Annotated in this window: 19 protein-coding genes and 1 pseudogene; 6 read left to right on the forward strand and 14 right to left on the reverse strand. The window is 45.9% G+C overall.

Translation table 11 applies throughout. The features are described 5' to 3' along the window. Positions 1-17 precede the first annotated feature (17 nt). Genes NWP14_RS07820 through NWP14_RS07830 form a run of 3 tightly spaced genes read right to left on the reverse strand, consistent with a single transcriptional unit; the run spans position 18 to position 3438 of the window. Entirely contained in the window at positions 18-2258 is a 2241-nt protein-coding gene (locus NWP14_RS07820; RefSeq protein WP_375215121.1) for a TonB-dependent receptor family protein, read from the reverse strand. 36 nt (positions 2259-2294) lie between these two features. Then, positions 2295-3029, reverse strand: coding sequence for an energy transducer TonB (locus NWP14_RS07825; RefSeq protein ID WP_375215122.1), 735 nt, complete (start codon positions 3027-3029; stop codon positions 2295-2297). A gap of 1 nt (position 3030) precedes the next feature. Continuing rightward, complete coding sequence (locus tag NWP14_RS07830) at positions 3031-3438, reverse strand: ExbD/TolR family protein (protein ID WP_375215123.1); 408 nt, start codon at positions 3436-3438, stop codon at positions 3031-3033. A gap of 526 nt (positions 3439-3964) precedes the next feature. On the opposite strand from NWP14_RS07830, the gene NWP14_RS07835 reads away from it, so the two are divergent. Further along, positions 3965-4582, forward strand: coding sequence for a LysE family transporter (locus NWP14_RS07835; protein WP_045857255.1), 618 nt, complete (start codon positions 3965-3967; stop codon positions 4580-4582). 175 nt (positions 4583-4757) lie between these two features. On the opposite strand, the gene NWP14_RS07840 is transcribed toward NWP14_RS07835, so the two are convergent. The 3 genes from NWP14_RS07840 to NWP14_RS07850 form a co-directional block, all read right to left on the reverse strand. Beyond that, positions 4758-5609 carry a hypothetical protein gene (locus NWP14_RS07840; protein ID WP_375215124.1) on the reverse strand — a complete coding sequence of 284 codons (852 nt, stop codon included), beginning with the start codon at positions 5607-5609 and terminating at the stop codon, positions 4758-4760. Then, the gene (locus NWP14_RS07845) at positions 5603-7357 is read right to left on the reverse strand and encodes an ATP-binding protein (protein WP_375215125.1); all 1755 of its coding nucleotides are present in this window, start codon (positions 7355-7357) and stop codon (positions 5603-5605) included. The genes NWP14_RS07840 and NWP14_RS07845 overlap by 7 nt, the downstream gene beginning before the upstream one ends. Positions 7358-7797: 440 nt before the next feature. After that, positions 7798-11637 carry a DNA-binding protein gene (locus NWP14_RS07850; protein WP_375215126.1) on the reverse strand — a complete coding sequence of 1280 codons (3840 nt, stop codon included), beginning with the start codon at positions 11635-11637 and terminating at the stop codon, positions 7798-7800. Between the two features lie 714 nt (positions 11638-12351). Here NWP14_RS07850 and NWP14_RS07855 point away from each other — a divergent pair. From NWP14_RS07855 to NWP14_RS07870, 4 genes are all read left to right on the forward strand, one after another. Further along, positions 12352-12933 (forward strand): HEPN domain-containing protein, encoded by a 582-nt coding sequence (locus NWP14_RS07855; protein ID WP_375215127.1) that lies wholly within the window; start codon positions 12352-12354, stop codon positions 12931-12933. Between the two features lie 100 nt (positions 12934-13033). After that, complete coding sequence (locus NWP14_RS07860) at positions 13034-13636, forward strand: site-specific integrase (protein ID WP_023320086.1); 603 nt, start codon at positions 13034-13036, stop codon at positions 13634-13636. Between the two features lie 370 nt (positions 13637-14006). After that, positions 14007-16904, forward strand: coding sequence for an AAA family ATPase (locus NWP14_RS07865; protein WP_375215128.1), 2898 nt, complete (start codon positions 14007-14009; stop codon positions 16902-16904). Positions 16905-17278: 374 nt separating this feature from the next. Then, positions 17279-18019: an SDR family oxidoreductase gene (locus NWP14_RS07870; RefSeq protein WP_045857262.1), complete on the forward strand. Its 741-nt coding sequence runs from the start codon at positions 17279-17281 to the stop codon at positions 18017-18019. A gap of 519 nt (positions 18020-18538) precedes the next feature. Here the strand turns inward: NWP14_RS07870 and NWP14_RS07875 are convergent. Then, a complete protein-coding gene (locus NWP14_RS07875) occupies positions 18539-19765 on the reverse strand; it encodes an MFS transporter (protein WP_375215129.1) in 1227 nt (408 codons plus the stop codon). 102 nt (positions 19766-19867) lie between these two features. Here NWP14_RS07875 and NWP14_RS07880 point away from each other — a divergent pair, with 102 nt between their 5' ends. Further along, entirely contained in the window at positions 19868-20824 is a 957-nt protein-coding gene (locus NWP14_RS07880; RefSeq protein WP_045857266.1) for an AraC family transcriptional regulator, read from the forward strand. A 252-nt stretch (positions 20825-21076) separates the two neighbouring features. Here NWP14_RS07880 and NWP14_RS07885 read toward each other — a convergent pair whose 3' ends face one another. The 7 genes and pseudogenes from NWP14_RS07885 to NWP14_RS07915 form a co-directional block, all read right to left on the reverse strand. After that, positions 21077-21340: a nuclear transport factor 2 family protein gene (locus tag NWP14_RS07885; RefSeq protein ID WP_375215412.1), complete on the reverse strand. Its 264-nt coding sequence runs from the start codon at positions 21338-21340 to the stop codon at positions 21077-21079. Further along, positions 21341-21481, reverse strand: coding sequence for a hypothetical protein (locus NWP14_RS07890; RefSeq protein WP_375215130.1), 141 nt, complete (start codon positions 21479-21481; stop codon positions 21341-21343). A gap of 149 nt (positions 21482-21630) precedes the next feature. Then, the gene (locus NWP14_RS07895; protein WP_375215131.1) at positions 21631-22176 is read right to left on the reverse strand and encodes a GNAT family N-acetyltransferase; all 546 of its coding nucleotides are present in this window, start codon (positions 22174-22176) and stop codon (positions 21631-21633) included. 57 nt (positions 22177-22233) lie between these two features. Next, complete coding sequence (locus NWP14_RS07900; RefSeq protein WP_375215132.1) at positions 22234-22407, reverse strand: hypothetical protein; 174 nt, start codon at positions 22405-22407, stop codon at positions 22234-22236. 135 nt (positions 22408-22542) lie between these two features. Further along, positions 22543-22785: pseudogene (locus NWP14_RS07905) on the reverse strand (hypothetical protein); the annotation flags it as partial. Between the two features lie 1008 nt (positions 22786-23793). Then, positions 23794-24378: a TetR/AcrR family transcriptional regulator gene (locus NWP14_RS07910; RefSeq protein ID WP_375215133.1), complete on the reverse strand. Its 585-nt coding sequence runs from the start codon at positions 24376-24378 to the stop codon at positions 23794-23796. Between the two features lie 61 nt (positions 24379-24439). Beyond that, positions 24440-25486, reverse strand: coding sequence for an aldo/keto reductase (locus tag NWP14_RS07915; protein ID WP_375215134.1), 1047 nt, complete (start codon positions 25484-25486; stop codon positions 24440-24442). Positions 25487-25539: the final 53 nt, after the last annotated feature.

Raw genomic sequence — 25539 nt, forward strand, 5'->3', positions numbered from 1 at the left:
AAGTGCCCTCCGGTTAATTAAAAGGTTGCTTCCAGCGAAACGCTAAAGGTGCGCTCTTCGCCGACGTTGTAATACGGGGTGCTGGCCTTCACGCCATCGTAAGGAGCCGCGTTAAAGGTCGTCGAGCGTACGGAGGTCAGGTACTGTTTATCGAACAGGTTATCGATGCCAAAGCGCAGGGTGGCGCTTTTAACAATCTTTTTGTCCACCGGCAGATGAACGCCCGCGGCAACATCAAACACCGTGCGCCCGCCGATTTTTTCATCGTTGGTCAAATCGCCATAGAACGAGCTGACGTATTTACCGCCGAAGCTGCCGTAATAGAGGCCATCGTCATAGCCCAGCGACATGTTAAGCATGTTTTTCGGGACGTTCGGTACCGTTTTGCCTGCCGTTGGCAGTGGATTACCGCCGTTGCTGACAATGTCATCTTTTTGTTCGGAATGAGTGTAGGTGTAAGAGGTGTAGTAGTTGAAGTTGTACGGCAGCTTACCGCTCCACTCCAGCTCCATGCCTTTACTTTCGACGCTGCCGATATTCATCATTTCGTAGTCGCCGTCAGCATTGGTGGTCGAAATCTGACGGTCGGTATAGCGCATATAGAAAAGCGTCGCGCTCAGCAGCATATCTTCACGCTGGAAGCGCCAGCCCAGCTCGTGGTTCCAGCTTAGCTCCGGTTTGGTGCTGATTGAATCGCCCACGTTGTAGAGCACGTAGTTTGGCGGCGTACGCATGTTGCGCGTCAGGTTATAGAACAGCTGGTTTTCCATATCCGGCTTGTAGCTGATGCTAAAATTCGGCAGGAATTCATGATAGGTCGCCTTACGTTTTTCCGGGGCGTTATACAGGCTGCCTTTGTTATCACCAATGCGCTCGACGTACTGATACGCCAGCCCACCCACCAGCGTCCAGTCCGGCGTCACGAACCAGGTATCCTGAAGCCATACTTTTTGCGCCGGAGTGATGGTGTACTGGTTACGGCCCTGTACCGTGTTGCCGTTGGCGTCTTTCACCTGATCGGATCCGCCTGGTTTACCGGAGACGTTCGCCGGGTTGTCATCATCCTGAATGCTGATAAACGGCTGGGTCTGCGACTGGCGCGCACGTTCATACCAGTAGCCGATATCCAGGCTATGCTCGTCGTTAATATCCCACTTCAATTTGGTGGTGACGCCCGGTCTCCATGTCTGGGTCCACGAAGGCCGGTAATAGGTATTGGAACTTAAATTGCTCAGGTCGTACTGTCCGGCTTTATCGGAGGTATTAGACAGCACTGAGGCCGTTTGACCGGTAAAGCTGCCGCCGTTACCCCAGTAGTAATAGGGCTGAACAGTCAACGCGAGGTTGTCCCGCAGCTGCAGTCTTTGTGAAAAAGAGAGGGTGAAGGTTTCAAACGGGTTACGGTTAAGCTTGTAATATTTGTTCAGCTGACCTTTGTTGTTATAGGCCGGAGTGGTCGAGTAGTCTTGGCGCGGATCCTCTTCAAACTGCGCTTTGCTTAGGGTGTTGTAGTTGCTGTTATCCTGGCGGTTATACTTCATGATCAGGTTACTGCTGTTGCCGTTCCCATCCTCGTACAGTGAGTTCATCTCGAACTTATCAGAATAGAGGCGTCCTTCTCCGCGCCATTTTTTGGCCTCGGTATGCGAGTATGAGAGCCAGTTGCTGAAGCCGTTATACTCACCGGTCTCCAGGCGGGCAAAAGTTTTGCTGAGATTATTGCTCCCCAGCGTTTGCTTGACGAAGCCGCCGAACTCTTTCGCTGGACGCTTTGTGACGAGACCAATATTACCGCCGCTGGAACCGATATGCGGACCATCCGCTTCGGAAGAGCCCTGGGTAACAAAGATCTGCTCAAGGTTTTCCGCATCGCCCAGCAGGTTCGGATAAACCGCGTAGTTGCCCGAGTCGTTAATCGGAATGCCGTCCATCGACAGGCCTATTTGATCGGAGTTCATCCCGCGCATGGTGTAGTCGATACCGCTCAGGCCGCTGGCGTCATTACTGTTGACGTTCATGCCCGGCGTATATTTCAGCATATCGATGGCGTTGCTGGCGCCGGGAGCTTTGTCCATGGCTTCTTTAGTCAGAGTGGAGCGTGCTTTACTGCTGTCCTCCTGCACCATCAGACCGCCGCCGAGCGACTGCCCTTTGACGTTAATCTCTCCCACGTCGCTGCTTTCCGCCGCCAGCGAGGAACCCGATAACAATGCCGACACCACGGCTAACGCAATCCCAGAATAATTAAAGTTCTTCATTTCTTTTCCTATAAAAAACAAATGATTAATTAGGTTTTATGGAGCCTGATAATTAAACGTTGCGGTAAATTTTTTGCTTCTTTGCCCGGCAAAGGCCTCTTCAGGAAAGGGCTTCAGCTGGCTGATACTTTGTAAAGAGCTAAGCGCTGCGCGATTGAGCAACATGCTCGGGGCCTTGCTGGCAATACCGGAAGAAAGCACTCTGCCGCTGCGGTCGACTTCCAGCCAGATCTCAACGTTGCCCTGCGGGCGCTCCAGTGAAGCCTGACGGCCGCTCGGGTAGCGTTTACGCTGCTCCAGCTCGCGGCGCAGCGCCTGCAGGTAGCCGTTTTCCACCGCCTGTGCATTCGCTTTCGGCGCCGGAGGAGAAGGCGGCGCGGCTGGTTTACTCACCGGGCTGCGAACGGCGGCGGGCTGCTGAGCCACGCGCTCCTGCGGCTTGGGTGCTTTCTCATGGACCGGTTTTGGCTTTGGTTTAGGTTTCGGCTTAACAATCGGTTTGGCCTGGATAATGGGGGCCGGGGCAGGAACGACGGGTTCAGCAATCGGTTCCGGCTCAGGTTGAGGTTCCGGCGGCGGTTCTGGCTGAGGTTCCGGGACGGGCTCCGGCTGCGGCGGTTCGGGTTCGGCCAGCGACAGTTCCATTACCGTATCGTCATAATGCGGTTTAACCTGCAGCACGGCATGCTGGCTGACGAATAGTAAGCATCCGGCGATAACTATCGCGGGTAGCCAGCTAACAACGTGACGTGAGCGATAAAGCAGATACATATCACTGCTTCCGTGTGGCGATGGAAATGGAGAAGAAGCCGCCCTGACGTAAGGTATCCATCACCGCGACCAGGCGTTCCACCGCAACCTCTTTATCGCTGTTCACGATAATGGTGGTGGTTTGGCTTTCCTGCTGCTGTTGCTTTAGGGTCTGCACCAACGCATCAAGGGCCAGCGGTTGGCCGTCCAGCTGCAGCTGTTCACCGGCGCCGAGGGTGATAATGGCTTTTTTTTGCGGTTTAAGCTGTTGGGCGCTACTGGCCGACGGCAGCTGGGTTTTCAGGCCCAGAGCCGGGATCACATTCAGGCTAATCAGGACAAAGAAAACCAGTAAAAACATCATCACATCGATCATTGGGATCAGTTCGATATGGGCTTTATTCTTTTTAGGCTCACTCCAGTTACGCATGGTACTCCCCCCCAAAAATTGAAGGGGTCAATATAGAAGCGCTATGTTTATTTCTTGTTACAAATTTATGATTTTATTATCACAATTCACGCATTTTTGTGAAAAACAGCCACCCATATGCTTTATTAAATAAATCGCTCTTTGGCTCCGGTTAGGAGCAGATCATTACATTACTGGGGTATAAGGCGGCGATGTGACATATTACCTGTCCGGGAAGGTAACTCTTTAATAATCATGACGTATAGGTCAGACTAAAACCTGAGAACCGGGCTAAGAGTGCATCTGTAAGTATCCCGCTAAACCAGACCAGTCACTTTTGGATGTCTTTCGACACACTAATCATGGCGGTGTAAGGCTAGCTTCAGCTTTTCGCCAGAAGCGGGCTCAGCACACTACTCTGGCAGCTAAGTATCAGAAGCGGACGTTGTTGGCATAGTGTTATGTTGTTAACTGGGAGAAGTTCATAGGGTGTGCGGTTCGAGCAATGAGGGAGCTGTCTGACACTGATTAATTATGGAGAATATAAATGACAAGTGATTTGATCGCGGTTTCTGCTATTGGCGTAGCCATCCTGTTTGGTGCAATGAGCCCGGGAGCTAGCTTTCTTCTCGTCGCCCGAATGGCCATGTCCAGTTCGAGACGGGCGGCTTTATCTGTTGCTGCAGGTATGGGTTTTGGTGCGTCTGTTTTTGCTGCAATAGCGTTAGCAGGTCTCCACACCCTGCTGACTCTGATCCCATCACTTTACACAGGACTTAAGGTTGCAGGCGGTTGCTATCTTTTATGGCTGGCGTTGAAAATGTTTCGTCGTCCTTCAAATCGTTTTAATGATTCTGCCGGTACGCAGGAAGTAAGCGTCTCAAAAGCTTTTATGACTGGCGTTTTTACGCAAATAAGCAATCCCCATACTGCGCTGGTATTTGCCAGTATTTTTTCCGCAGCGCTTAGCAAAAATATTCAGCCTGTTATGTACATCATCCTGCCCGCAATGGCATTCGTTATTGATGTGCTCTGGTATGCAGTCGTTGCATGCTTATTATCAACTGACGGGCCACGTCAGGCTTACATTAAATATCGTAAGTTTATAGATAAACTCAGCGGAGGCGTTATGGCCTTTTTGGGAATACGACTACTGCTGAAGTGAGTCTGACGCGTACGATGTCGTCTAGTGATACGAAGTGTTCATGTCTGCTGTCGCTCACAGCGGACCTTTGGCCCAGTAAGCCTGTCCGCTCCGTGCCAAAAGCAGACGTCCAAACAATTGGGCTGCTTAACTGTAGTGAATATCTTCAACTTCAGTATATAAAATATAGCGCAACTCACACCATAGGCAACTCCTCATTGGATAAATACTCCATTAGATGCTCATTACGTAGCACGCCGTCATAGAAAATATAACTCCAAGAATTAATAGACTTTTCAAGAGCCATATCACGAAAATTCTCAAGCTGTTCCCTTACATTCAAGTCTTTATGGCGCATTTTCCCCACAAGACGCAGTAATCGCAAATAATTACTTTGAAAATAACGATAGTAGCGTACAGGTATTTCTAATTCTGTTATATGTCTCGAAATTAACCCTTGCAACTCTCTATCAATATCAGGGTGAGGATAAAGTTCAATTGAAGCAGGTGCATTAAATGGTTCATGAATATCCAAAATTAGCACTTGTTGTTCTATAAAATTATCAAAGTAAGGGTGAATGAAAAGTCGTTTACCTTCCTCATCTTTTATCTTAACGCTTTTTGCTCCTTGGCATATATCACACATTGGGAAAAGATTTACTAAGGTGACAGAAAATTCAGGAAAAATATCTTTTGGTAAATAATGGTCAAGAGTATTAGGGGTTCCATCTTCACCACATGCCGGACAATAATCCAACTCACGATTTCGCAATTTTTCCAGAAGGGGTTTCTGAACAGATTGCTCCCGTGGAGATAGATATAGATTTTTGAATCGCCCATGAACTGATAGATCATTCATCTCCTCCCATTTTTCAATATGCTCTGAATTACCACCAAATTCAATATATTTGATGACTCGCATTGTCCATGCATCTTTAATCCGGGAAAAATAAGCTTGGTGTATTCCTCTCTGGCGCTCTTCAACAATGCGCTCAAGTAATTCAAGATCATTTAGATCCAAATGAGGATAGTTAAGGCGTATCACCACTTATCCTCCGCCATTGCATGGATCTGAATTAACATCTCTTCGTTGATGTTGTCACCTAAGGCTTCAATAAGTTTTTTTGCGTTTCCATACTCTTCCAACTTTTCTAGTAGCCACGCCTCGAATGGTTTAGAAATAGATTTATCGCCGAAAACATAAGACGAAATCCGCTGTATATCTCCACCAAATGTTTCAAAAGGAGGATGGTTAATAAATAAACCATCATTAGTGCGCTCAAAAACATGGACACAATGTCGGGGCAATTCACGCACAGTTACTAACGAATGTGTGGCCAGCAAAGCCTTGGAACCATAGTTACTAAGAATTTTCTTCAACATTTGGATGAAGGCAATTTCGAGCGTAGGATGTAGGAACAGTTCAGGTTCATCAATTAAGATAAGACTGTTTCGGCGCATTGCCCCCAAGATATTCGTAACCATGTAGGAAAACAGCCGCTGGCCTGAACTCAATTCAATAGGTGAATCTCCCTTAAGGAAAACAATGCCAGTGCGGGCGTGGAGATACTCACGTAATCTTTTTGTATCAGGTTCATCCATACGGTATGAACGAATCGGAATATATGCATCTGGTTTCTCATTGCCATCAATTTTCTCATCGACAATGACGTATGAACTATCCGGTGGATATGCACCTTCTTCAAATAATTGAGTTACATCTTCAAAACCAGAAACACCAATGGCGATATCGTCAAAATCAATTGCGGTTTTGAGTACAGAATAAAGGGTGGAAATCTTATTAGACCAAGTAGTAATTGCACCGTATTTACGATCATCCTCAAGACATGATATTAAGGAATAAGCAGCATTAAGATGAGGCCATTGTCGAGATAAACGGATTACTTTATTCTCTTTACCTTTAGCGCTTTTTCGTGTTTCATAAGTGCGCAGGCCAAAATATCGATAAACTCCATGATCTTTTCGCTCGTTACCACTCTTAATATCGACTGCTTCACTATCAAGTTGGAACAGTTCAAATGGACTGTAAGAAACTACGACAATCTGATTAATGTTAGGTTCTTCTTCGAAACCTATTTCGTTTTTTTCACCCGGAACCAGTCTAAGCCAGTCATCGACAATCTGAATTAAAGCTTGTGATTTCCCGATACCATTAGGACCAATCAGGACATTAATATCATGTGGTAGTGGCGTGACTGTAGCAAAGTTGAGACTCAAGGGCTGGATGTCTCCTGCAGATGTTCGAAAGCGAAAGATCATGTTGCCTATGCTGATCCCCTGTCTGCTTAGAAAGCGCCATCCATCAAGAAATGCTTTAATAGACCCACGCTCACGTTGGAGCGACTTCTTAAAACCGTTTGAACTAACTAATTCTAAGCTATTGGCATCTTCAAGAATATGCGCCATGTAACTCGCATCACAGAGAATTTTTGCAACCTCAATAGCAGCATCCAAGCCAAGGTGCCCATCTATTAGTTCGTAAAAAGTAATATCTTCCGGATTTGAAATATAGGATAAATCTTTAATAGGGAATACACCATCCCATCCTTTTGAGACAAGTTCATCAAGATAACTGAAAGACGTCATTTGATCTTTAATCAAAATCTTAAGTGTCGGAAGCTCAATCTCTTTGCCACTAATCTGACAGTATGTTGGGAAGGATGTTTTGTAATCGTAGTCATCCCATCGGTCGAATAGTAACAGGATGACAGTATGATGCGATTTAAGAATAGCCTCCCGTTTTACGTTATCCTTCCCTACATAAATCACGTCCATATTAACCTCTCTCTAATCGACAGTCGTTTAGGATTACTACTTTTCCTTTTATTTATCACTTAGATTCGTTCATGTCGACTGTTTAGTCACCATCAGCTTTTAAATCTCACAGAGGTATCCTACGCAACTAAAAGATTGTCTTAACATATGATGTAATAAAATCATTTTTTGCGTACAGTCGTGACCTAACCATATGGATTGACACAAGAAATTATTTTCAATGCTTACGCTATAATAGTGTGCTCAAATGCCGGTATATACACTTTCCGCTTGCAGCGGGCCCACTGGCTCTTACTGATGACCGCTGCGTGCCAAAAGCGGACTGTTCAGCAACATATTGCTGAAAGAATCTAACATGTATAGAGACAATCTAGGTTCGTTAACAGATTAACAAAGACCGGCAGAGACCTACCCGGTCCCGGCCAGCAAAGGTTAAATAGCTAATCTTCATCCTCTGGGTTAGGTTCGATAACGACAGAGAATTTCCCATCCTCACGTTCCTTGAAATCTCTGATGATGCGTACTGCTTGCAGATGCTGAAGAATTGATATCACGCGCTCCCTGTTTGCAACAGCAATTGTCGCTCGGGTTCGATTAAGGAATATATTTCTCAATTCATCTTCACCTAAATGATGACAAAGCCCGGCCAGTTGATGTTTATTGAGACCTGTCACAATAAATCGCGTAAACAGCATGCCCTTGAATTCTTCATTACTAGTGCTGTTAAACACCTGCAGCAGGACATCATTTTGGAAATTAAGGTCAGCGATATCAGACGCAATGAAATAATCAATAAATAGCGACACCAGGTCCGCTCTTTCTTGCACAGTAAAGAGTGCGTAAGTCATGACTTTTGTGAACATGGTTTTAAAGAAGCGCGCATCTTTTTCTTTTCTTAGATAGAACTCGGGCTGCTCCAAAAATTCACTTTTATACTGACTGAACCAATAGACGAAGGCATCACTGATTTTCTCATCCAGATCCGCGTATTGAGCCGCAATTTTTTCATACACATCCGCGTCGAGAGGCAGTTTCAACATAGCTATCAATGTGCAGAAATTACGGGCGCTGAGGTGCTCATCAATTTCCCGCATGTTAATCTCAATCGGTGCAACCAGGTTCTGATAAGTCCACTCGTCTAAGTCATCATTACAGATAATTTTCATGTACAGCAGGTCATAGCGGTCGCCATCATAGACTTCTATGGGGGACTGACCTAATGCAGCCACATGCTTTGTCACATACGCCGTCAGTATCGCCATGTTGCAGTCTTCACAGATATAGTCTATAAGCGCGCCCCATCCCGGCACGACGCGGTCATAACGGTAAAACAGGTCGTGATAGGAGATCGTTAGCTGGTCTTCGGTAAATTCTTCTTTAGCCGATATCCCGGACAGATCAGCAAACGAGAAGGTCATTTTTCTGACGATATCGCTTTTGGAACCATCGCTTAGGGAGGTGCGGGTCAGGACGTAGCGGATACATTCGGCATCCTCAGCAGAGGAGATAAACACATCCCTTACGAATGTATCGATGTTTTGACTGAAGTAATCAGAAACCGCATTGAGTTTATGCTCATAGGCGAGCGTCCAAGGTTTCCTTTCCGCCTCTTCAGGCGTTATGTTTTCAATAAGACACGAAACGGCAATGCCAACATTGTGCCGAGTTAACTGATAAAGACTGTTTTGTGCAATAAATTGCAGGCAATACCGCTCCGTTAGTGTCATTGGTTCGAACAGCTCGTCATAACATGCCTCCGCCTGTTGTACGTGACGCATGAACTCTTCCTGATTCTCCTCGGTGAGCTGAGAGATGATACGGCAGCCCAGCGAATGAATAAGCTGGCGGTATTGCGATTTATCTAGCGCATGTTCAGGCGATACGCAGGCTATCATACTTATAGCAATATCATTGGTGAATTTTTCACCCGGCTGGCCTGCGAGAACGGCAACCATTCTGTCAAGATAACCATTTTTTTGCAGTGCAGTAACGATTAACTTATCGAAGGTCTCGGGTTTGCCAAATCTGCTATAAAGCTCAGAAAAAACAGCAAGGATATGTTCATCAGACTTGCTGAATAGCGAAGTGATCATACCAGCCAGATGTTCATCCTCGTTATCAATCAGATGTGTCACCAGTTGATGATGAAGCGCTCCATCGGCATAAATACGGTTATGTTCAACCAGTTCGCTGATGACTCTGTTCTCATCATCGATAAAATATTCACCGTTTGAGGTTGCGTAGCTCAGATCCTGACCAACGGCTTTCAGGAAGTCGTTATCATTTACGGTCATCGATCCTTCATGGAAAATAGAGCGGTAGGCCATGAAGTCTTGCATCACCAGACCATCAGACAGCAGCAGATACAAGGCGTCTAACCCGCCATTTCGCATATCGGTACGCAAAGCATGGAGCTGCTGCTCAGAGACGAAGTCATGACCCTCCATCGCCTCAAGATACCCCTGAGCAATATCTTCAAATTTTTCACGCCCGATGATTAGCGTAAGTTCTCGCAGCGAAAGGGCATTTTTTAATTTTATTGACTCTTTAAGTTTCTTTATTTTTATCTGCAGCTCACTAAAAGCCGAGTTTTTATCTTTACCCATTTTTGTTTTTCGTTTCAGGTATTCTTCTTTTAGTTGTTCTCTTAATGCCCTATCAAAAAGTGAGAGTGAATATCTCTGATGACTAACAAAGTAGCCTATATATAAATTTTCCTTTTGCGATAAAAATTCTAAAAAACCATTTTCATCATCAATTAAAGCCAAAGTTGTTAGGGGGTAAAAATTACTATATCCATTCCCCGTACCAAAATGAATGCCATCCCAGAGTATTTTCGGAATATATCGACAAACTATTTCCTCTCTAATCCCCCTATGATCATACATAGGTTCATGATTAAGATTTTCTATTTCGGACTGTAAAAGATTCAGTTTTGTTTCCAGAGAGTCGAAATGATTACGGTGAAGTTTGCGAGTGCGATAGTCGCGAATAAATGAATATAAAACCCCTGTTTTCTTATCGGTAAGAAAATAGTCTAAGGCGTAGATATTTTTATAAAAAACCAGCGATAACAGTTTGATTTTATCATTTCCGTTATCAACGATATTGCTGAATACATGGTATTCATTGACTAAATTTTGCAGGCTGCGCATATCATTTATATATGCCGAAATGTCTTTCAGATATTTATCATTATGCGTATCGAACGACATTTTCCTCTTTAATAGAGTAAACGCATTTCTGCTATCCATAAATGGAATAACGGGAAGAATGAAATCAAAGAATTTAGTTCTGGCATCAGCACCAAGGAACAGGTCGTCTCTTACCGCATAAACAAACCTGACTGGATTGCCATCAACAATATTGTTATTAACTATTTTGTTAATTTCACGCAACTTAACGAAAATCTCAGGCGTTCCTAGCCTGTCAAGATCTTCAAAGATAACCACTTTATATTCCAACTTGGTAAAAAAATACACAATCTCGTCAAGGCAGTTATTCAGTAAAGATGGCGTCTCTTGGTCGCTTGCTTCAACATCCCCGCTTAAAAGGGCGATCTTGCTCAACTTAAGTTTCTTATCAAAAATACCGATTCGTGATGCACTGGCAGTTATAAAGTATAGCGCCGTAAAAGCCAGCAAAACTAATATAATGCTTTTTATAATATAGTGTTCATTAAATACCTCGGTCCAAGTTAGTGGAAGGCTTAGAAACTCTGCAATTGTTTTGAAATAGATAATAAATGCGGCAACCGCTATGGGCGCAATGACTTTAAGTAAGGCCCGATAGGTTCCTCTGACATAGTGGGGGCCTCTATCGATTATTCTGTCTATCCTTGAGTCGGGAAGTTTCTCTCTATTCTCTTTATAAAGAATTTGTTGCAGGATACTGAATTCAACCTCCTGATGAGTTGGGCTGACGGTTGTTTCATTTTCCGTCATATCGAATCCGGCAAGTGATACATTGATGTACTTATCATCACAGTGATATTTCATAAATGATGAAATAACCGTACTTTTCCCTGCTCCGTAGCTACCTGTAATGGCAATGTTTCTCACATCTTTCTGCAACAAAGCGTATTTCAGGGCAATGAAATACTCTCGCATACTGGCATCATTGATAGTTTTCGGCGCTAAGGTGTCATAGCGGCCATCTAACTCTCCTTCCGTCAGACTCAGCCCCTGCTCTGCACGCTGTAGCTGATCTTTTGCCTGGCGCTTAACCAGCCATGCTTCCGTCTTCCTGCACAGACCTATTGCCCAGCTCAACACGCTCATTCAGCGACTCCATTTTGCCAATACCCGATTACGATAAGCGTAAATTCCAACTGTGTTTAGTGACGCCCAGAATAATCCTGATAGTTATATCGTAGCGTTTTAACACGATGAAAACATACTCTTTTTTGAGTTACTCGTGCGAATTCACATTTGGCATGTATGAGAAGGCATCACTGGGGATCATGACACGGCCTTAGCCACATACTTTCTGGCAAACATAGCAGGAACAGCTACAAGTTACCCTTTGCATCTTCGAGTTCAGATAAAGAACACACCGCTGTACCACACCTGATTTGGCTCCGTCATTGTGAACTGGTACTGTAAGCATCCCGTTTAACCGAACCATCGATTTTAGAGATCCTGAGTACAATTCAGTTATGCTTATAGGGCCAATATCCGCTCCTCGCTCACAGCAGACCTGATGGCCATTTATGCTGTCCGCTGCGAGCCATAAGCGGATTTTCTATCATCGCAATATCTTAATTTAAGGGGAGCAGTTCACGGCAACGGCAGAAAAAGGCTAAGCTGATAAAGTGGAGTTGATGGCAGCTATGTAACTCCTTTTTCCAAACTAATAGACATATCTTTAACAAATAGATTCCAGATAGCGTTTATGAGTAACTATGTTACAGTAACGGTAGAAGATAAAACGCAAAAATTCACTGACTGATATCTTAACCATACGATTATGAACTAAAACATCGAAGGTCATCAATGATGAACAAAATAAGTTTAAGAAAAACTCATGCACAACTCTTTTCCCGGAAGCTTAAAAAGTTAGCTATCATACAAAGAATTGAACACGATCTAGATAAGTTAGACTTGCATGAATCGGATTCAGTATATTCAATTAATCAAAAAAAAGAATATCTTTATCAGTCATACATAGTTCATTTAGTTGCAAGTTGGCAAGAGTTTAATAAAGACCTCGTACTGTATTGTTTTGATGCATTGAAAAAAGATAGCGATAACCCTTCAATTAATTCAATTGCTCAAAGTCGCATTGATGACCTGCTTAAACAGTTCAATACGCCTAGCGCAGCGAATGTCGACTTGTTGTTTGACAAAGCTTTTGGTGTAAAAAAGACATCTAAGACGTGGACATTGGGTACAGCGGATTCTCAGATGGCTCTCAATGTGCTAAATAAGGTTCTGAAAACTAGACATAAAATTGCTCATACAGGTTATGCATCTGAAGAACTTAGTTACAAGGAAAATTTTGAAAATATGGAAGTGATATATGAAATTGCAGTTGCAACAGAAAAGCATGTGTTGGCATCTTTAAATATTAAATAAGTTGAAAGGAGAGTTTTTTATCGTATTGCTTAATCGTGCCCGCTTCTCGCTCATAAGGGACAACCATACTCAAATCTCCCACATTGCAGGAAATTTGAGTATGAACACGTCACCGTGGAATAAAGACCGTATCATAGGCCAAAAAAGACCACTTCAGATATCTCATATCTGGGGGATCCGAATCCGGCTTGAACTGGAAGGTAAAACGCGTGATTTAGCTCTGTTCAATATGGCCTTAGACAGTAAGCTACGAGGCTGCGATCTGGTGAACCTCAAAGTATCTGATGTTGCATATGGTAGCTCGGTTTCAAGCAGAGCAACGGTGCTGCAACAGAAAACCGGTAGCCCTGTGCAATTTGAGATAACCAAAGGGACAAGAGAAGCTGTTGCTGCATTGATAAAGCTTGGCAATTTGCACAGTAAAGACTTCTTGTTTCGGTCTCGGATCGGAACTAACCGGCACATATCAACCCGACAATACAGCCGAATTTTTCATGGGTGGGTAGAAAAGCTTGGTCTCGAAGCTTCGCTTTACAGCACACATTCCATGAGAAGAACAAAACCTTACCTGATATACAAGAAAACCAAGAATCTCCGGGTGATCCAACTTCTGTTGGGCCATAAGAAACTGGAAAGCACAGTCCGTTATCTGGGCATCGAAGTCGATGATGCGTTAGAGATCTCTGAATCGATTGAAGTCTAAGGTTGTCAGGGCTGCAACAGCAGCCCTGTGCCAGGAGTGGACATTACTAAAAAGTCTGTACTAACCAAAGGGAAGTATGTCAGTCCTGATTTTCCGTAAAAAGCAGGGCTTGCCCTTAAAAAACGACGTCATCCCTATTTCACTTGTCTCAGAAAGATGCGATAACAGGCTATAAAACAAACAGTAAAGCACTGTCTTACTCCTTTAACCTGCGAGCTAAACGGCAAAGCGTGATCATTGGGACATGCGCCACAGATCAGAAAACCGGGGGAGGATCACTTTTTAAGTGATACTGAGATATCACCCCGATGATTCAAACTAGGCAGCTGAAAAGAATAGAAATTTTTCAATACTCTTATTGGGGCTAAGTATGAACAGAGAAAAGGCGTTCGAAAAATTCAAGGAAGTTCAGGAACGGTATATCGCTCGAAAGGATACTCTTTTCGAAGCAAATGAAGCTGAAAGCCGCTTACTGGTGATTGATGAGATCCTAAACATACTTGGCTGGAATAAAGAAGAATTTACGCCGGAAGCATATTGCAGAACAGCGGGGTATGCCGATTATATACTGAGTATGGAAAGAACGCCTCGACTTGTTGTTGAAGCCAAAAAAATCGGTGCGACCTTCGGCCTTCCAAAAAACACCTTAACCTTGAACGAATACTCTGTCTCCTATCTCAAAAAAGCATTCAATAAGAAAATCTCTGAGGTTATCGATCAGGCACAAAGATACTGTGTCGAAAAAGCGGTTCAATACGCATTAATCACAAATGGTGCAGAGTGGTTTGTTTGCCCCATGCTGCCAAAAGCCGGTAAAACAACTGACTCTATGAAAGGCGTTTATTTTGGAAATATCTTTGGAGGTGAGTTTTCGTTTGATCTCATGTACAACCTCATCTCTAGGGACAGTACAGAAAAGAATAATTTGGACAGTTACCTCTCAGAGCTGAATCATGTACCATCAGAAGTATGTTACATGCTAAAAGATCATGTTCATGATTTCATTTGGGATAGTAACAAAGACAACCAATGGATAGATGACTTTTATGAAAACTTTTTCTCCCAGATAACAGAGAACAATCAGCGAAAAATGCTGGAACACTGCTTTGTAAGTGACTCTAAGTTGGATCAATTTAAAGGAGAAATAAAAAGAGCGTTAAAAGATTCAAAACCCAGCTTTCTTCCGAATGATGCGTTAGATCTCTCACCTTCTGAAGGTAAAGAATTTATCCTAGAACATCATAATGGTAAAGTTATCATCATAACTGGCGCTGTTGGATGTGGGAAGACTACTTTGGTGACTAAATGTTTATTAGAAGCCAGGCAGCAAAAGAATATATATGCAACTCCAATCATCATAGATTTAATTAACGACGTTTCAAAACATAACATTGATGTAAAAAACGTCGTATTTACTTATCTGCATGACAAGATAAAAAACGAGTATGAAAGCGAGCTTACATTAGATGAACTTCGCATCACATTTGCTCATGAAATTAAAGTGTTAAAAAATGGCCCCTACAAGGATATATTTTACAAGAACCCAGAAATGTTTATGGTTAAAGAAGCTGAATTGCTGGAGCAGGAAAGTGTCAACCAGCAGAGCCTCGTATTGAAAATATTCAAAAAGCGTGTCAAAGAAAATAAGTCCGTTATTATTGTGATTGATAATGTCGATCGAGCCTCTGAATCGTTTCAAGAGGAAATTTATGCATTATCTCATTTAATAACCCAAGCAGCGGGTGCCACAGTCATCATCACACTCAGGGAGTTTACCTTTTTTAAAAATAAAGACAAAGGCTTTCTGGATGTTAGGCCAGAAGACAAGATTATTCACCTAAAATCACCGGACTTTAACAAACTGATTTCGACTAGGATAAAGTACATTAAAGAATATCTGAGTGAGGATTTTAGGCTTAAAGACTGGAGGAAGAAATACCAGCTTCAAGATTTTTTGGAGAAAATGAATTTCTACGCTGATGTGCTGAGAAAAAACCTTCAATTGTCGAGCGAGGCCATGCCCATCCTGGAAATATTATCTTCTGTGTCTTGGCATAATATCCGAAACTTTTATCAATTGATTAAACACGTACACTACCAATTGGGAAATGAGTCAGCGTGGCGTAAAAAGGATGTCATCTCCACACTTACTTACCATCCAGACCACACGGAAAAAGCATATATACCGAATGTTTACCTGCCCTATCAGAACGTAAACCAGTGCTACTTCCTGAAGTTAAGAATACTCTATTTTCTGAATGACGCCGTTTCCCCCGGGGAAATTGCAAAAGGAATTAATCTTGAACGGATAATTCGGTTCGCATCGCTTTACGGTTATAAAAGAGACTGGATCAGCAAAGCAATTGAGGGTTCGGTTAAAGAAAGGATTATTGAATGTATTGAACTACCCTCTGACAGCGACTTCAACATAGAATACACTGTTAGCTCCGTCCATACATTTCGTATATCGCCTTTAGGCACCTGTTTGATACTCGATATCTGTCATACCTCAATTTATCTTTGTTTGACATCTCTTTATTTGCCTTTTCATGAAAAAAAGCCCTATAACGAAGCAAAACAGGAACTCACCAGACTGATCAATGCAATTTATAATGATAAAAGTATTAACACCAACCATGAGATTATTAATCTAGTTGAAGAAAGTCAAATGCCAATTCTGATATCAAGATATCTATCATCAGAGTATGAAAGAGAAAAACTGACTTTATCATTGCTGAGAACTCAGACTGACGTACTCTTAACGGAAAAAAGCATAAGTCGACTGGTGGCATCGTTCAGTCGTAACATAGGGGACAACGACGAGTTGACTACTCATCGTGAGAAAAGCTATCACGGTAATTTATCTTTCGATTTCGACGATGGTATTGAAACAACCAGCACATCCGGTGAAGAGAGAGACATCCCACCGTCATTCAAGCCATTATCTCTTGAAAATGCTATGTCCTGTGGAAGTGAGTATATCCCTCTCATCTTTGTCGCCCTTGCGATACGATCTTATCTTGGCTTTGAGACCAGCATTGGCGCACAGATCACAGAAACAATTAATGAGCACATAGTAAATGACGACAATAAAAAATATACAAATAATGTTTCACGTGCCCTGCGTTCTAATACTCTAATTAAACAGAAATGGTTGCTGATCAGGACGGATTTGCATCCTAAGTTCAGGAAGTTTTCACTGAGCAGTACCTGGGAGTCAGAGTGGATTGAAATGTTCGGTGAAGAACCTCCAGAAATCGAAATTTGACGCGAGGAGGGACGAAGCAAAGTATGCAAGTAAACCGTAAAAGCGAAATTAAGGAGCAGTCTTTAATTGACCAATCCTTGGATCCCGCGCCGCCTGATGCTTCAACAGCCAGCGCATTACCACCCGAATTCACTATGACTCACTCTACGTAATTCTAATGGTTATTGACCTGTTCCATAAGCAATTTTAGTCATACAACTTTGGGCGAAACTTCCGCTTATCGCTCATAGCAGACCAGGTATCCGTTTTTGGCCGTTTAGTGCCAGTAGCGAACGTTGAAGCAGAAATGTCATCGTTACGTGATGAAACAGATGACGGCTGATGTTTATTTTTCGTTAGTTAACAGATGATTTAAAGCCAAAGAGGGAGTAATCATGAGCAGGTTTCAGGGAAAACGTATATTAATTACTGGCGGTACCAGCGGTATGGGACTAGCAGGTGCACTGCGCATTGTTAGTGAGGGAGGTCAGGTAGCCATTACCGGGCTCAATGATGAAAGACTGGAGCGCACCCGAAGCCTGCTGCCTGAGTCATCTCTTATTCTGAAAAACGATGCTGCCAGCGAAGCAGATATAAGTGATCTTCAGGCAGCTATAAGCGGCTGGGGTTCACTTGACGGATTATGGCTTAATGCCGGCTTCGCAGAGGTTGGCTCGCCGGAGTCTGTAACGGCAGATGCATTTACTCGTATGATGAATGCTAATGTCCGTGGTCCGATGCTACAGCTTGCAGCCCTCTCTGGATCACTCAATCCAGGTGCGTCTGTTCTTGTCACCTCATCTTCTTCTGTTTATGAAGGTGCAGCAATGACCAGCCTCTATGCCGCAACGAAAGGCGCTATTGTCGCTATGGTTAAAAGCTGGGCCTCTGCACTGGCTGAACGTCGTATCCGCGCCAATACATTGGTACCGGGCCCGGTTGAAACTAACTTCAGGCATTTTATGCCTGAAGAGTCGCGTCAGCAGTTTGAGGATTTTGTGGTCAGCCAGGTACCTCTCGGCCGGGTAGGAACAGCAAAAGAAGCTGCTGCAGTTGCTCTTTTCCTCCTTTCCGATGACGCCTCCTATGTTACCGGCAGCCAGTACGCAGTAGACGGTGGACTAGTACATTACTGAATTTAGCCCCCCATCATTTCCGGAAGTAGAGACTCAAAGCTTCACTGCATAGGTGGGGCAAATGGCAGCGGCCCCGCTCTTAATAAATAAACGATCCGTTACTCTATAATCGTCTGCTTTTCGCTCAGCCGGCCTTCAAAGGCTGTCTGGTTCACTGTCATTTTTTACTGAACACAAACAAGTAATTTTTCGAATACGTAACCGGATAAATCCGCACTTACTATAGCCGGAAGAGGTAAAAGCCTCTTCGCAACCTTTGGCAATTATATGCGGGGGAAGGGAGGGAGGGCGAACGTCGCGGCGACTGAAAGCCAACTGAATTGGGTTATATCGCGCCCTGGAACATTCATGGATGAAAAAAGCGTGGCTGTGCACCCTAAGTTGACTATCACGTATTACGATGTCCTCTCTTGATGCCGCCGCGGCTACGATTAGAGAGGCCATCAAGCAACCATACGTCAGCCGCGTCATCATGATGCTGACGGCCAAAGGAGTCCTCCGCTCGGGAAGCTATAATTTTCAGTGAAATGATCTGCTGGAAGAGCTTTCAGTTAGTGAAGGAACTCTGACTCGGGATGCAATAACGAGCGCGGCACTTAGCATAATCAATCCTGCAGTAATGAATACACCAGTTATGCCGCTGAAGCCATATACCAGACCACCTACTGCGGCACCTGCGGCAATTGAGGACTGAACTGCCGCGACCACCATGCCTCCTGCACTCTCTGCCTCATCTGGCAGAGTGCGCGTAACCCAGTTTGACCACGCCACCGGCACGCCCCCAAATGCCAATCCCCATAGCATGACCAGCATCGCCAGCCCGACTATCGATATCGGAATTGTGATCATGCCCAACGCCGCGACCCCCACCAGAACGGGCATGACGATGAGCGTCAGGCGCAGGCTGCGTTCCATCAACCAGCCTGCCGACAGCGTCCCGAAAAAGTTGGCAAGTCCAAATCCGAGCAACATTAGCGCCAGCTCATCACCTTCAATATGAGCGAGACCTTCCAGCGCAGGTCGTATATATGTAAAAAGCGCATACTGCCCGGTGTGTGCCAGCACGCAGCCAAGCATGCCCAAAGCAACACCTGGCCGCTGTAGCAGGACGTATACCGATGATGTTTTGCTACGAACAATTGGCGCCATGCCGGGCAGCGTGAACCACTGAAAAATTAACGTGATCGCCCCAACTCCGGCGGCGGCAAGAAAGGCGCTACGCCAGCCAAAAAGCCCGCCCAGATAACTACCCAGCGGCACAGCAACAACAGTGCCTACCGCTATACCACTAAAAATAATTGACAGCGCGCGCGGAACCAGCGTTTCCGGCACCAGTCGCATCGCTACCGCCGCCGCCATGCTCCAGAATCCACCCAGCGCAATCCCCAACAGCACCCGCATTGTCAGCAGCATTCCAATGTTCCACGCAAATGCCACCATCAGGTTTGAAACGATCATCAGCACAGTGAAGCTGAGCAGTACGGTGCGCCTGTCCAGCATGCGCGTTAATCGAGGCACCAGTAGTCCGGCAAATAATGCTATTATCGCCGTAACCGTAACGGCCTGACCGGCCATCGATTCCGATACGTCCAAATCCTGCGCCAATGGAGTTAATAAACTTGCAGGCAGATACTCAGCGGTCAGCAAGCCAAAAACCCCCAAGGTCAATGAAAATACCGCCCGCCAGGCGGGTTTATCGTTGTTCAATTCAGCTTTACAGGCTGTTACACACGCTTCATTAGTCATCACTGCTTTTCCTGACAAATTGTATGAAAAATCGAAGTCTATGCAACCGGGCCTGGATGATCTATGCTCTAAAAACCTCTTTTTTTAACCCAAAACCCGAATATGTCAGAGTCATCCTCCTTCGCACTCTCATCTACACTCATCAGCGAACTGCTATCCGGTCTGCGGCTTAAAGGCGTGCAGTATCGCCGAATTCAGACAGGCCATACTTTTGGTTTGAAATTCACCAGTCGGCCCGGTCATACATACCTGCACTATGTCGCCGTGGGGGATGTGGTGCTTCAAACAGCAAATGGCAATTGTCTTGCGCTTTCAGCCGGGGAGGCGGTATTTATTCCGCGCGGAGGCGAGCACCAGCTGTTGTCGGCAACCGCCGTTGACGTGCTGGATATCGATGATTTTGAGGCGGCCCCCCTGGATGAAAATGTGAGTGGGCTTGATACCTGTCCCAGTACCCAGGAAACGCCAGGTGCCATCCTGTTTTTTGGTTGTATGGAGATCGATTTGGGGAGCATGCAAAGGCTGGCAGGTGTGATGCCTGAAATCATGCTTGCCGATGCGAATGGCACGAACTGGCCGGGACTTATGCATATACTTGATGCGATGAAGAGTGAGATATGTTCCGGTCGCGTAGGCTATGCTGGCATTCTCGCCAGGCTGGCTGATGTGGTTGCCGCAATGTTTATCAGAGGCTGGGTGGAAAGCGGTTGCGATAATAGCCCTGGACTGGCGGCAGCCCTGCGTGATCCGCGCCTGGCTCGCGCCATCCTGGCGATTCACCGCGAACCGAACCGGGACTGGAGCGTGGCTGAACTCGCTGCCGAATCGCATATCTCCCGATCTGCATTCGCAGAGCGGTTTCAGGCAACGATCGGCATACCACCGCTGCGGTATGCAACTGAAGTGCGGATGTACCTGGCTGTTCGCTGGTTGTCGTCAGAGAAAATCACCGTCGACGTCGCATCGCAACGGCTGGGATACTCCTCGCAAGCAGCCTTTAGCCGGGCCTTTAAACGCGTGACGGGCAAGTCTCCCGGGGCCATGCGCATGATTCGATAATCTGTCGGCCATCTGATAATTGCGGTCAAAACAGCGCTGAAAGCGGAATCAGAGGTAAATGACAATTTTTCAGGTCTGACGTCAGCTCCTCGCTCTCAGCTGATCAACAGTACTCGGATGCGAGCAGGTATGACAGAACAAGGGGCAGGCCAATATTGAATACGCTATTAAGTCAGCGAACTCTCAATAACGAAAAAGTTCGCTGCACGCTCGTTTGAATGGGTGTCTGAAGGGAACAAATATATCTACAAATCAAATGCATGCTTCGGAAACTGCGTAGCTATCCTCGAACATGCGAAAGCGGGTAATAAGACCATCTTCAATGTGCATATCGAGTACAAACTCGGTTTCAATCAGCTTATCCGTTTTTTTAACGCGTGATGCAAGCTCACCGGTAGCCACTACATGCTTATCTTTGATAAGGATATCTTTGATTTCAAAATGTTCTGATGAAATCTGTGCCCGGATTTGCGCATAGAATTCGGCTACACCCTTTCTGCCGTGTTTGCGGCCAATCTAGGGTACTACCTGAGTATTTCCAGCGACCAGCCAGTCTACATTTTCACTAACCAGTTCAGCTATTTCATTAACATTTTCTGCTGTGGCTATACGATGAAAAAAAGCTTCCGTTACTGCCTGCGGTGTTTGAATTGTCATAGCTTGTCAATCCGTAGTTAAGGGGCTTTAGATTAATTGATTGTCTTAAAAATCACCTTATCCTGCAGTGCCGTTAAGGGATGCAGTTGAGAGCAGTTGGCAAGTGACTCATTCTTATGGCTGCATTCACAATACGATCTTCTGGTTTATCAACCGGGCATGCTTTTACTTATATGCCAGTCATCAAAAAGAAGAGCATATAGCATGCTTGGAGGGGCGTCTTTGACATCATCTATATCTCTGATGTAGCTCAGGCCTGCCTTTTGCAGAACTTTTTGCGATGCCAGATGGTTTGCTCTTACAACAGCATTAACTTCTGCAAGTTTAATTACCTCAAACCCATACCTTACGGCATATTCAGCAAACTCCGTCGCCAGTCCTTTTCCCCACGCTTCAGTTGCAAACCGATATCCCAGATTATTGAATGGGTTATCGGCATAGCTGAGGATGCTCAACCCACCGAAGCCAATGATATCTTCAGGTCTGTCGAGAAGGGATATTGCCCAGTTACCAAAACCATTGGCGACCCAATGGTCTATCCATCGATTCAAAACCGCCTGCGCATGTTGAATATCTGGATAAGGTCCAGCCGGATTGAATTGGTTTGTGGCAGGATCGCCATATATCCTGAATAGGTCGGCTACATCTGATGCAACTACCGGTCTAAGACATAAACGTCTGGTTTCAAGCTGCAAACTTACCTCCAGATTGCTGATTTCAACGTATTGGCTTCGATGGCGCCGCAGGTTGATTTAAATGCACTGTGGTTGCGAAGCCATCACCGATTTAAACTGCGCATGCCACATGTCGTAAAACTTTCCTCGTTGGCTCATTAGCGCGGCGAAGTCGCCATTTTCGATGACCTTCCCGGCAGACATCACGATAATTCGGTCGAATTCTTTGATATTACCTAGCCTGTGCGTCACGGCGAGGACCGTCGTGTTGAGGGCGAGAATATCATTAAACAGCCGATGCTCGGTTTCGGGATCGAGCGACGAAGAGAACTCATCAAAAATAAACAAACTGGCCTTGCGGTATAGCGCTCGCGCAATCGCCAGCCGTTGCCACTGTCCCGTGGAGAGCTCATCCCCGCCGAACTGCTTGCCCAGCCGGGTGTGCTGGTCATACGGGACTGGAACACCATCACCAGCGCGCCCACGGCAATATCGCTGGTGCGCAAGTTGCTTAAAAACAGCGTTACTCCGGCGAACAGCATCCCCAGGCTCAGCACCATGGCTGGCACGGGCGCGATGAGCGCCCGAATGCGCTGTTTGTGCATCCGTGAGTAGGTATGACGGGCAGATACGCTAAATTTATTCAGCAGATATTTTCCAAGTCCGTACAGCCGGATCTCCTGCAAAAAACTTTTGTCCATACTGACGCCATATACGTAGCGCATGGCAATCGCATCTTTAGAGGTGAGGAATAGGTCCCGCACGTATCTCTGCTGAATACGTATATTGATAACGATCATCGGTATGGCGGAGAGCGCGCAAATGGCCGCTCCTGCTCCTGAATAGTTGAGCAGAACCAGCAGTAAACTGCCGGCCATGATGATTGCCCGGATGACGTAAATGATACAGATGATGAAATTAAGCGGTCGGTAGGCGGCTTCTTTTTTCAAATATTCCAGCTGCTCGTAACGCGCCTTGTTATCAAACAGGCTCAGGGAAAAGGAGTCATTCATGCGGCGCATGATCTTAGCGCTGAAGTAATTGGTCGAAATCTCGGTGACATCCCCCTGAACAAGATTGACCAGGGGCTGCATCAGCTGCATGCCGAGGAGTGAGACACACCAAACTGCGACGTTCAGCATTAGTTCGCCGTCGGTGGTTTGCGCTGCATGCAGCGTATTGATGATCTGGCCGGTCATAAAGACGTTGAGGGCCGGTATCAGCCCCTGAAGCAATACAACGGCGATGAGCGCGGTAATACGAAGGGGACATGAAGCAAAGACGTACCTGATAGCCAGTAGCACTGACGACCTCCCTTGTTGCAGCTGCCATGGGTCGTGCGATGTGCGGATAATAATAGATGAGAATGGATGTCAATTGCATTAATGAGTTTATTGAGTAGGGAAATGGGTTGCGACAGAACCTCCGCTGTTCATCCGTAGCAGAAGCCATACATCTTAGCGCTGCCCGTTTTGCGTCTATCCACTGATATGCTCCCCGTTGATTAAGGATAGCGTTGCATCGACTCGTTGAACTCACAACTGGAACCGGGCGTCTAACAACGTTCTGGGCAGATCCATAAGATCATGCGATTCCAGCTTGTCTCTGCGGGATGACAATATTTATGCAGGTAGATCTTCAAACACAATCCCTTTCAAGCAATGCCTTTTTTGCAGCCGTAAGAAAACGTTCAGATATATCATCACCACTGGTCGCTCTGGCCAGCATCAGGGCGCCGGTCATCAGAGCAAACTGCACAAGATACCTGTCATTGATGTCAGGCGTCGGGACACCGTCCTGCATATTTTTAATACTCTCGGCCATTTTTTTGACACCGGAAATATAAGCCTCATGCACCGGCTTATCTTCTCCTTTACGCTGCACATCAGTGGCAAGTGCCGCAACGGCACAACCGCTGGCCGGAGCATCCCGATGACGGGGTGAAAGATAGTATTCAACAAGCTGTGGAAAACTGCTTATACCGCTTTCTGCCATCGCCGAACGACTCTCTTCGAATGCCTGCTCACAGGCGATCGCTTCCAGTGCGTCTTTAGAACTGAAATGCCCGTAAAATCCTCCATGGGTCAGTCCGGCAGCAGACATAATGTCCTTAACGCTGACCCCATCAAGTCCCCGTTCTCTGAACAACTGTGATGAGGTAGTGATGATGCTGTTGCGATTAATCTCGCTTTGCTCTCTTGACACTCGTCCGGTTCTGGCCATTTTTGCTCCCGTTACTTCCAGCCGGGGCAGTTAACCTGCCCCTGTAAAACATATCGCCTGCTCAGGCGCGTGGTGGTGTGATCTTACCATATTCAGCACCCAGCCCCTGTGCCCGCGGTAAAGTCCCGGCAATCTGCTGATGCGGAGTACCGGCTGAAACCGCACTGATGTCATCCAGTCGGGCTGCCTGGGTATCACTGAGTCTGATATCCAGCGCCAGCAGTGTTTCGGTAAGCTGGACTAGCGTACGCGAGCCAATGATGGGGATCAGCGGCGTCTGCAACTGCGAAGCTCTGTGGCGAAGCCAGGCCATGGCAACCTGTACTGGCATGACATTCAGTTCCTGAGCCACGCTGAAGACTTCATCCAGAAGTGTCGGATCCTGCTCTGTATGAACCAGTCGACCTGCAAAACCCTGTAGTCGGCCTTCCTGGCTGGTGCGGTATTTTCCCGTCAGCATTCCACCACCCAGTGGGGACCAGATGGTGGCGGCCAGACCCAGCGCATCGGCCATCGGCAAAAGCTCCCGTTCGGCGGTACGCTCGGCCAGACTGTATTCAACCTGAATACCCGCAATACGCGACCAGCCGCGCAATTCAGCCAGTGTTTCTGCGCGCGCAATCTTCCAGGCGGGGAAGTTGGACAGCCCGGCATACTGCACCTTTCCTGCCCGGATAAGATCATCGAAAGCCCGGACGATTTCCTCCAGCGGTGTCATCTGGTCATCGAAATGCGCCCATAAAAGCTCGATGCGATCGGTTTTCAGACGTTTCAGACTGTTTTCAACCGAAGCAATCATGTTCCTGCGGCTGTTACCCGTCCTGGCAACCCCGGCATCCGGGAGTGCGCTCAGGGTATATTTGGTCGCAATCACAAAATGATCGCGATCGGCCACAATAAAATCACCAATCATCTGCTCAGACTGACCAAACTGGTAAGCATCTGCGGTATCGATAAAATTGCCTCCGGCATTCACATAGCCGTCAAACACGGCCCGGGCTTCTTCTTTTTCGGAACCATATCCCCAGCCTGTCCCGAAGTTTCCTGTTCCCAGGGCCAGCTCTGATACGCGCAGGCCGGTGTTACGTCCAAATGTTGTGTATCGCATGCTGTCTCCCACTCAGTTTGTTTTGATAAATGATGATTGACATTTATTATACA

Source organism: Klebsiella sp. C349492 (assembly GCF_042055345.1).
GTDB lineage: Bacteria > Pseudomonadota > Gammaproteobacteria > Enterobacterales > Enterobacteriaceae > Klebsiella > Klebsiella scottii.

Coding starts and splice junctions, on each gene's coding strand:
- NWP14_RS07820 (WP_375215121.1), bottom strand. CDS start 2,258: ATGAAGAACTTTAATTATTCTGGGATTGCGTTAGCCGTGGTGTCGGCA.
- NWP14_RS07825 (WP_375215122.1), bottom strand. CDS start 3,029: ATGTATCTGCTTTATCGCTCACGTCACGTTGTTAGCTGGCTACCCGCG.
- NWP14_RS07830 (WP_375215123.1), bottom strand. CDS start 3,438: ATGCGTAACTGGAGTGAGCCTAAAAAGAATAAAGCCCATATCGAACTG.
- NWP14_RS07835 (WP_045857255.1), top strand. CDS start 3,965: ATGACAAGTGATTTGATCGCGGTTTCTGCTATTGGCGTAGCCATCCTG.
- NWP14_RS07845 (WP_375215125.1), bottom strand. CDS start 7,357: ATGGACGTGATTTATGTAGGGAAGGATAACGTAAAACGGGAGGCTATT.
- NWP14_RS07850 (WP_375215126.1), bottom strand. CDS start 11,637: ATGAGCGTGTTGAGCTGGGCAATAGGTCTGTGCAGGAAGACGGAAGCA.
- NWP14_RS07855 (WP_375215127.1), top strand. CDS start 12,352: ATGATGAACAAAATAAGTTTAAGAAAAACTCATGCACAACTCTTTTCC.
- NWP14_RS07860 (WP_023320086.1), top strand. CDS start 13,034: ATGAACACGTCACCGTGGAATAAAGACCGTATCATAGGCCAAAAAAGA.
- NWP14_RS07865 (WP_375215128.1), top strand. CDS start 14,007: ATGAACAGAGAAAAGGCGTTCGAAAAATTCAAGGAAGTTCAGGAACGG.
- NWP14_RS07870 (WP_045857262.1), top strand. CDS start 17,279: ATGAGCAGGTTTCAGGGAAAACGTATATTAATTACTGGCGGTACCAGC.
- NWP14_RS07875 (WP_375215129.1), bottom strand. CDS start 19,765: ATGACTAATGAAGCGTGTGTAACAGCCTGTAAAGCTGAATTGAACAAC.
- NWP14_RS07880 (WP_045857266.1), top strand. CDS start 19,868: ATGTCAGAGTCATCCTCCTTCGCACTCTCATCTACACTCATCAGCGAA.
- NWP14_RS07890 (WP_375215130.1), bottom strand. CDS start 21,481: ATGACAATTCAAACACCGCAGGCAGTAACGGAAGCTTTTTTTCATCGT.
- NWP14_RS07910 (WP_375215133.1), bottom strand. CDS start 24,378: ATGGCCAGAACCGGACGAGTGTCAAGAGAGCAAAGCGAGATTAATCGC.
- NWP14_RS07915 (WP_375215134.1), bottom strand. CDS start 25,486: ATGCGATACACAACATTTGGACGTAACACCGGCCTGCGCGTATCAGAG.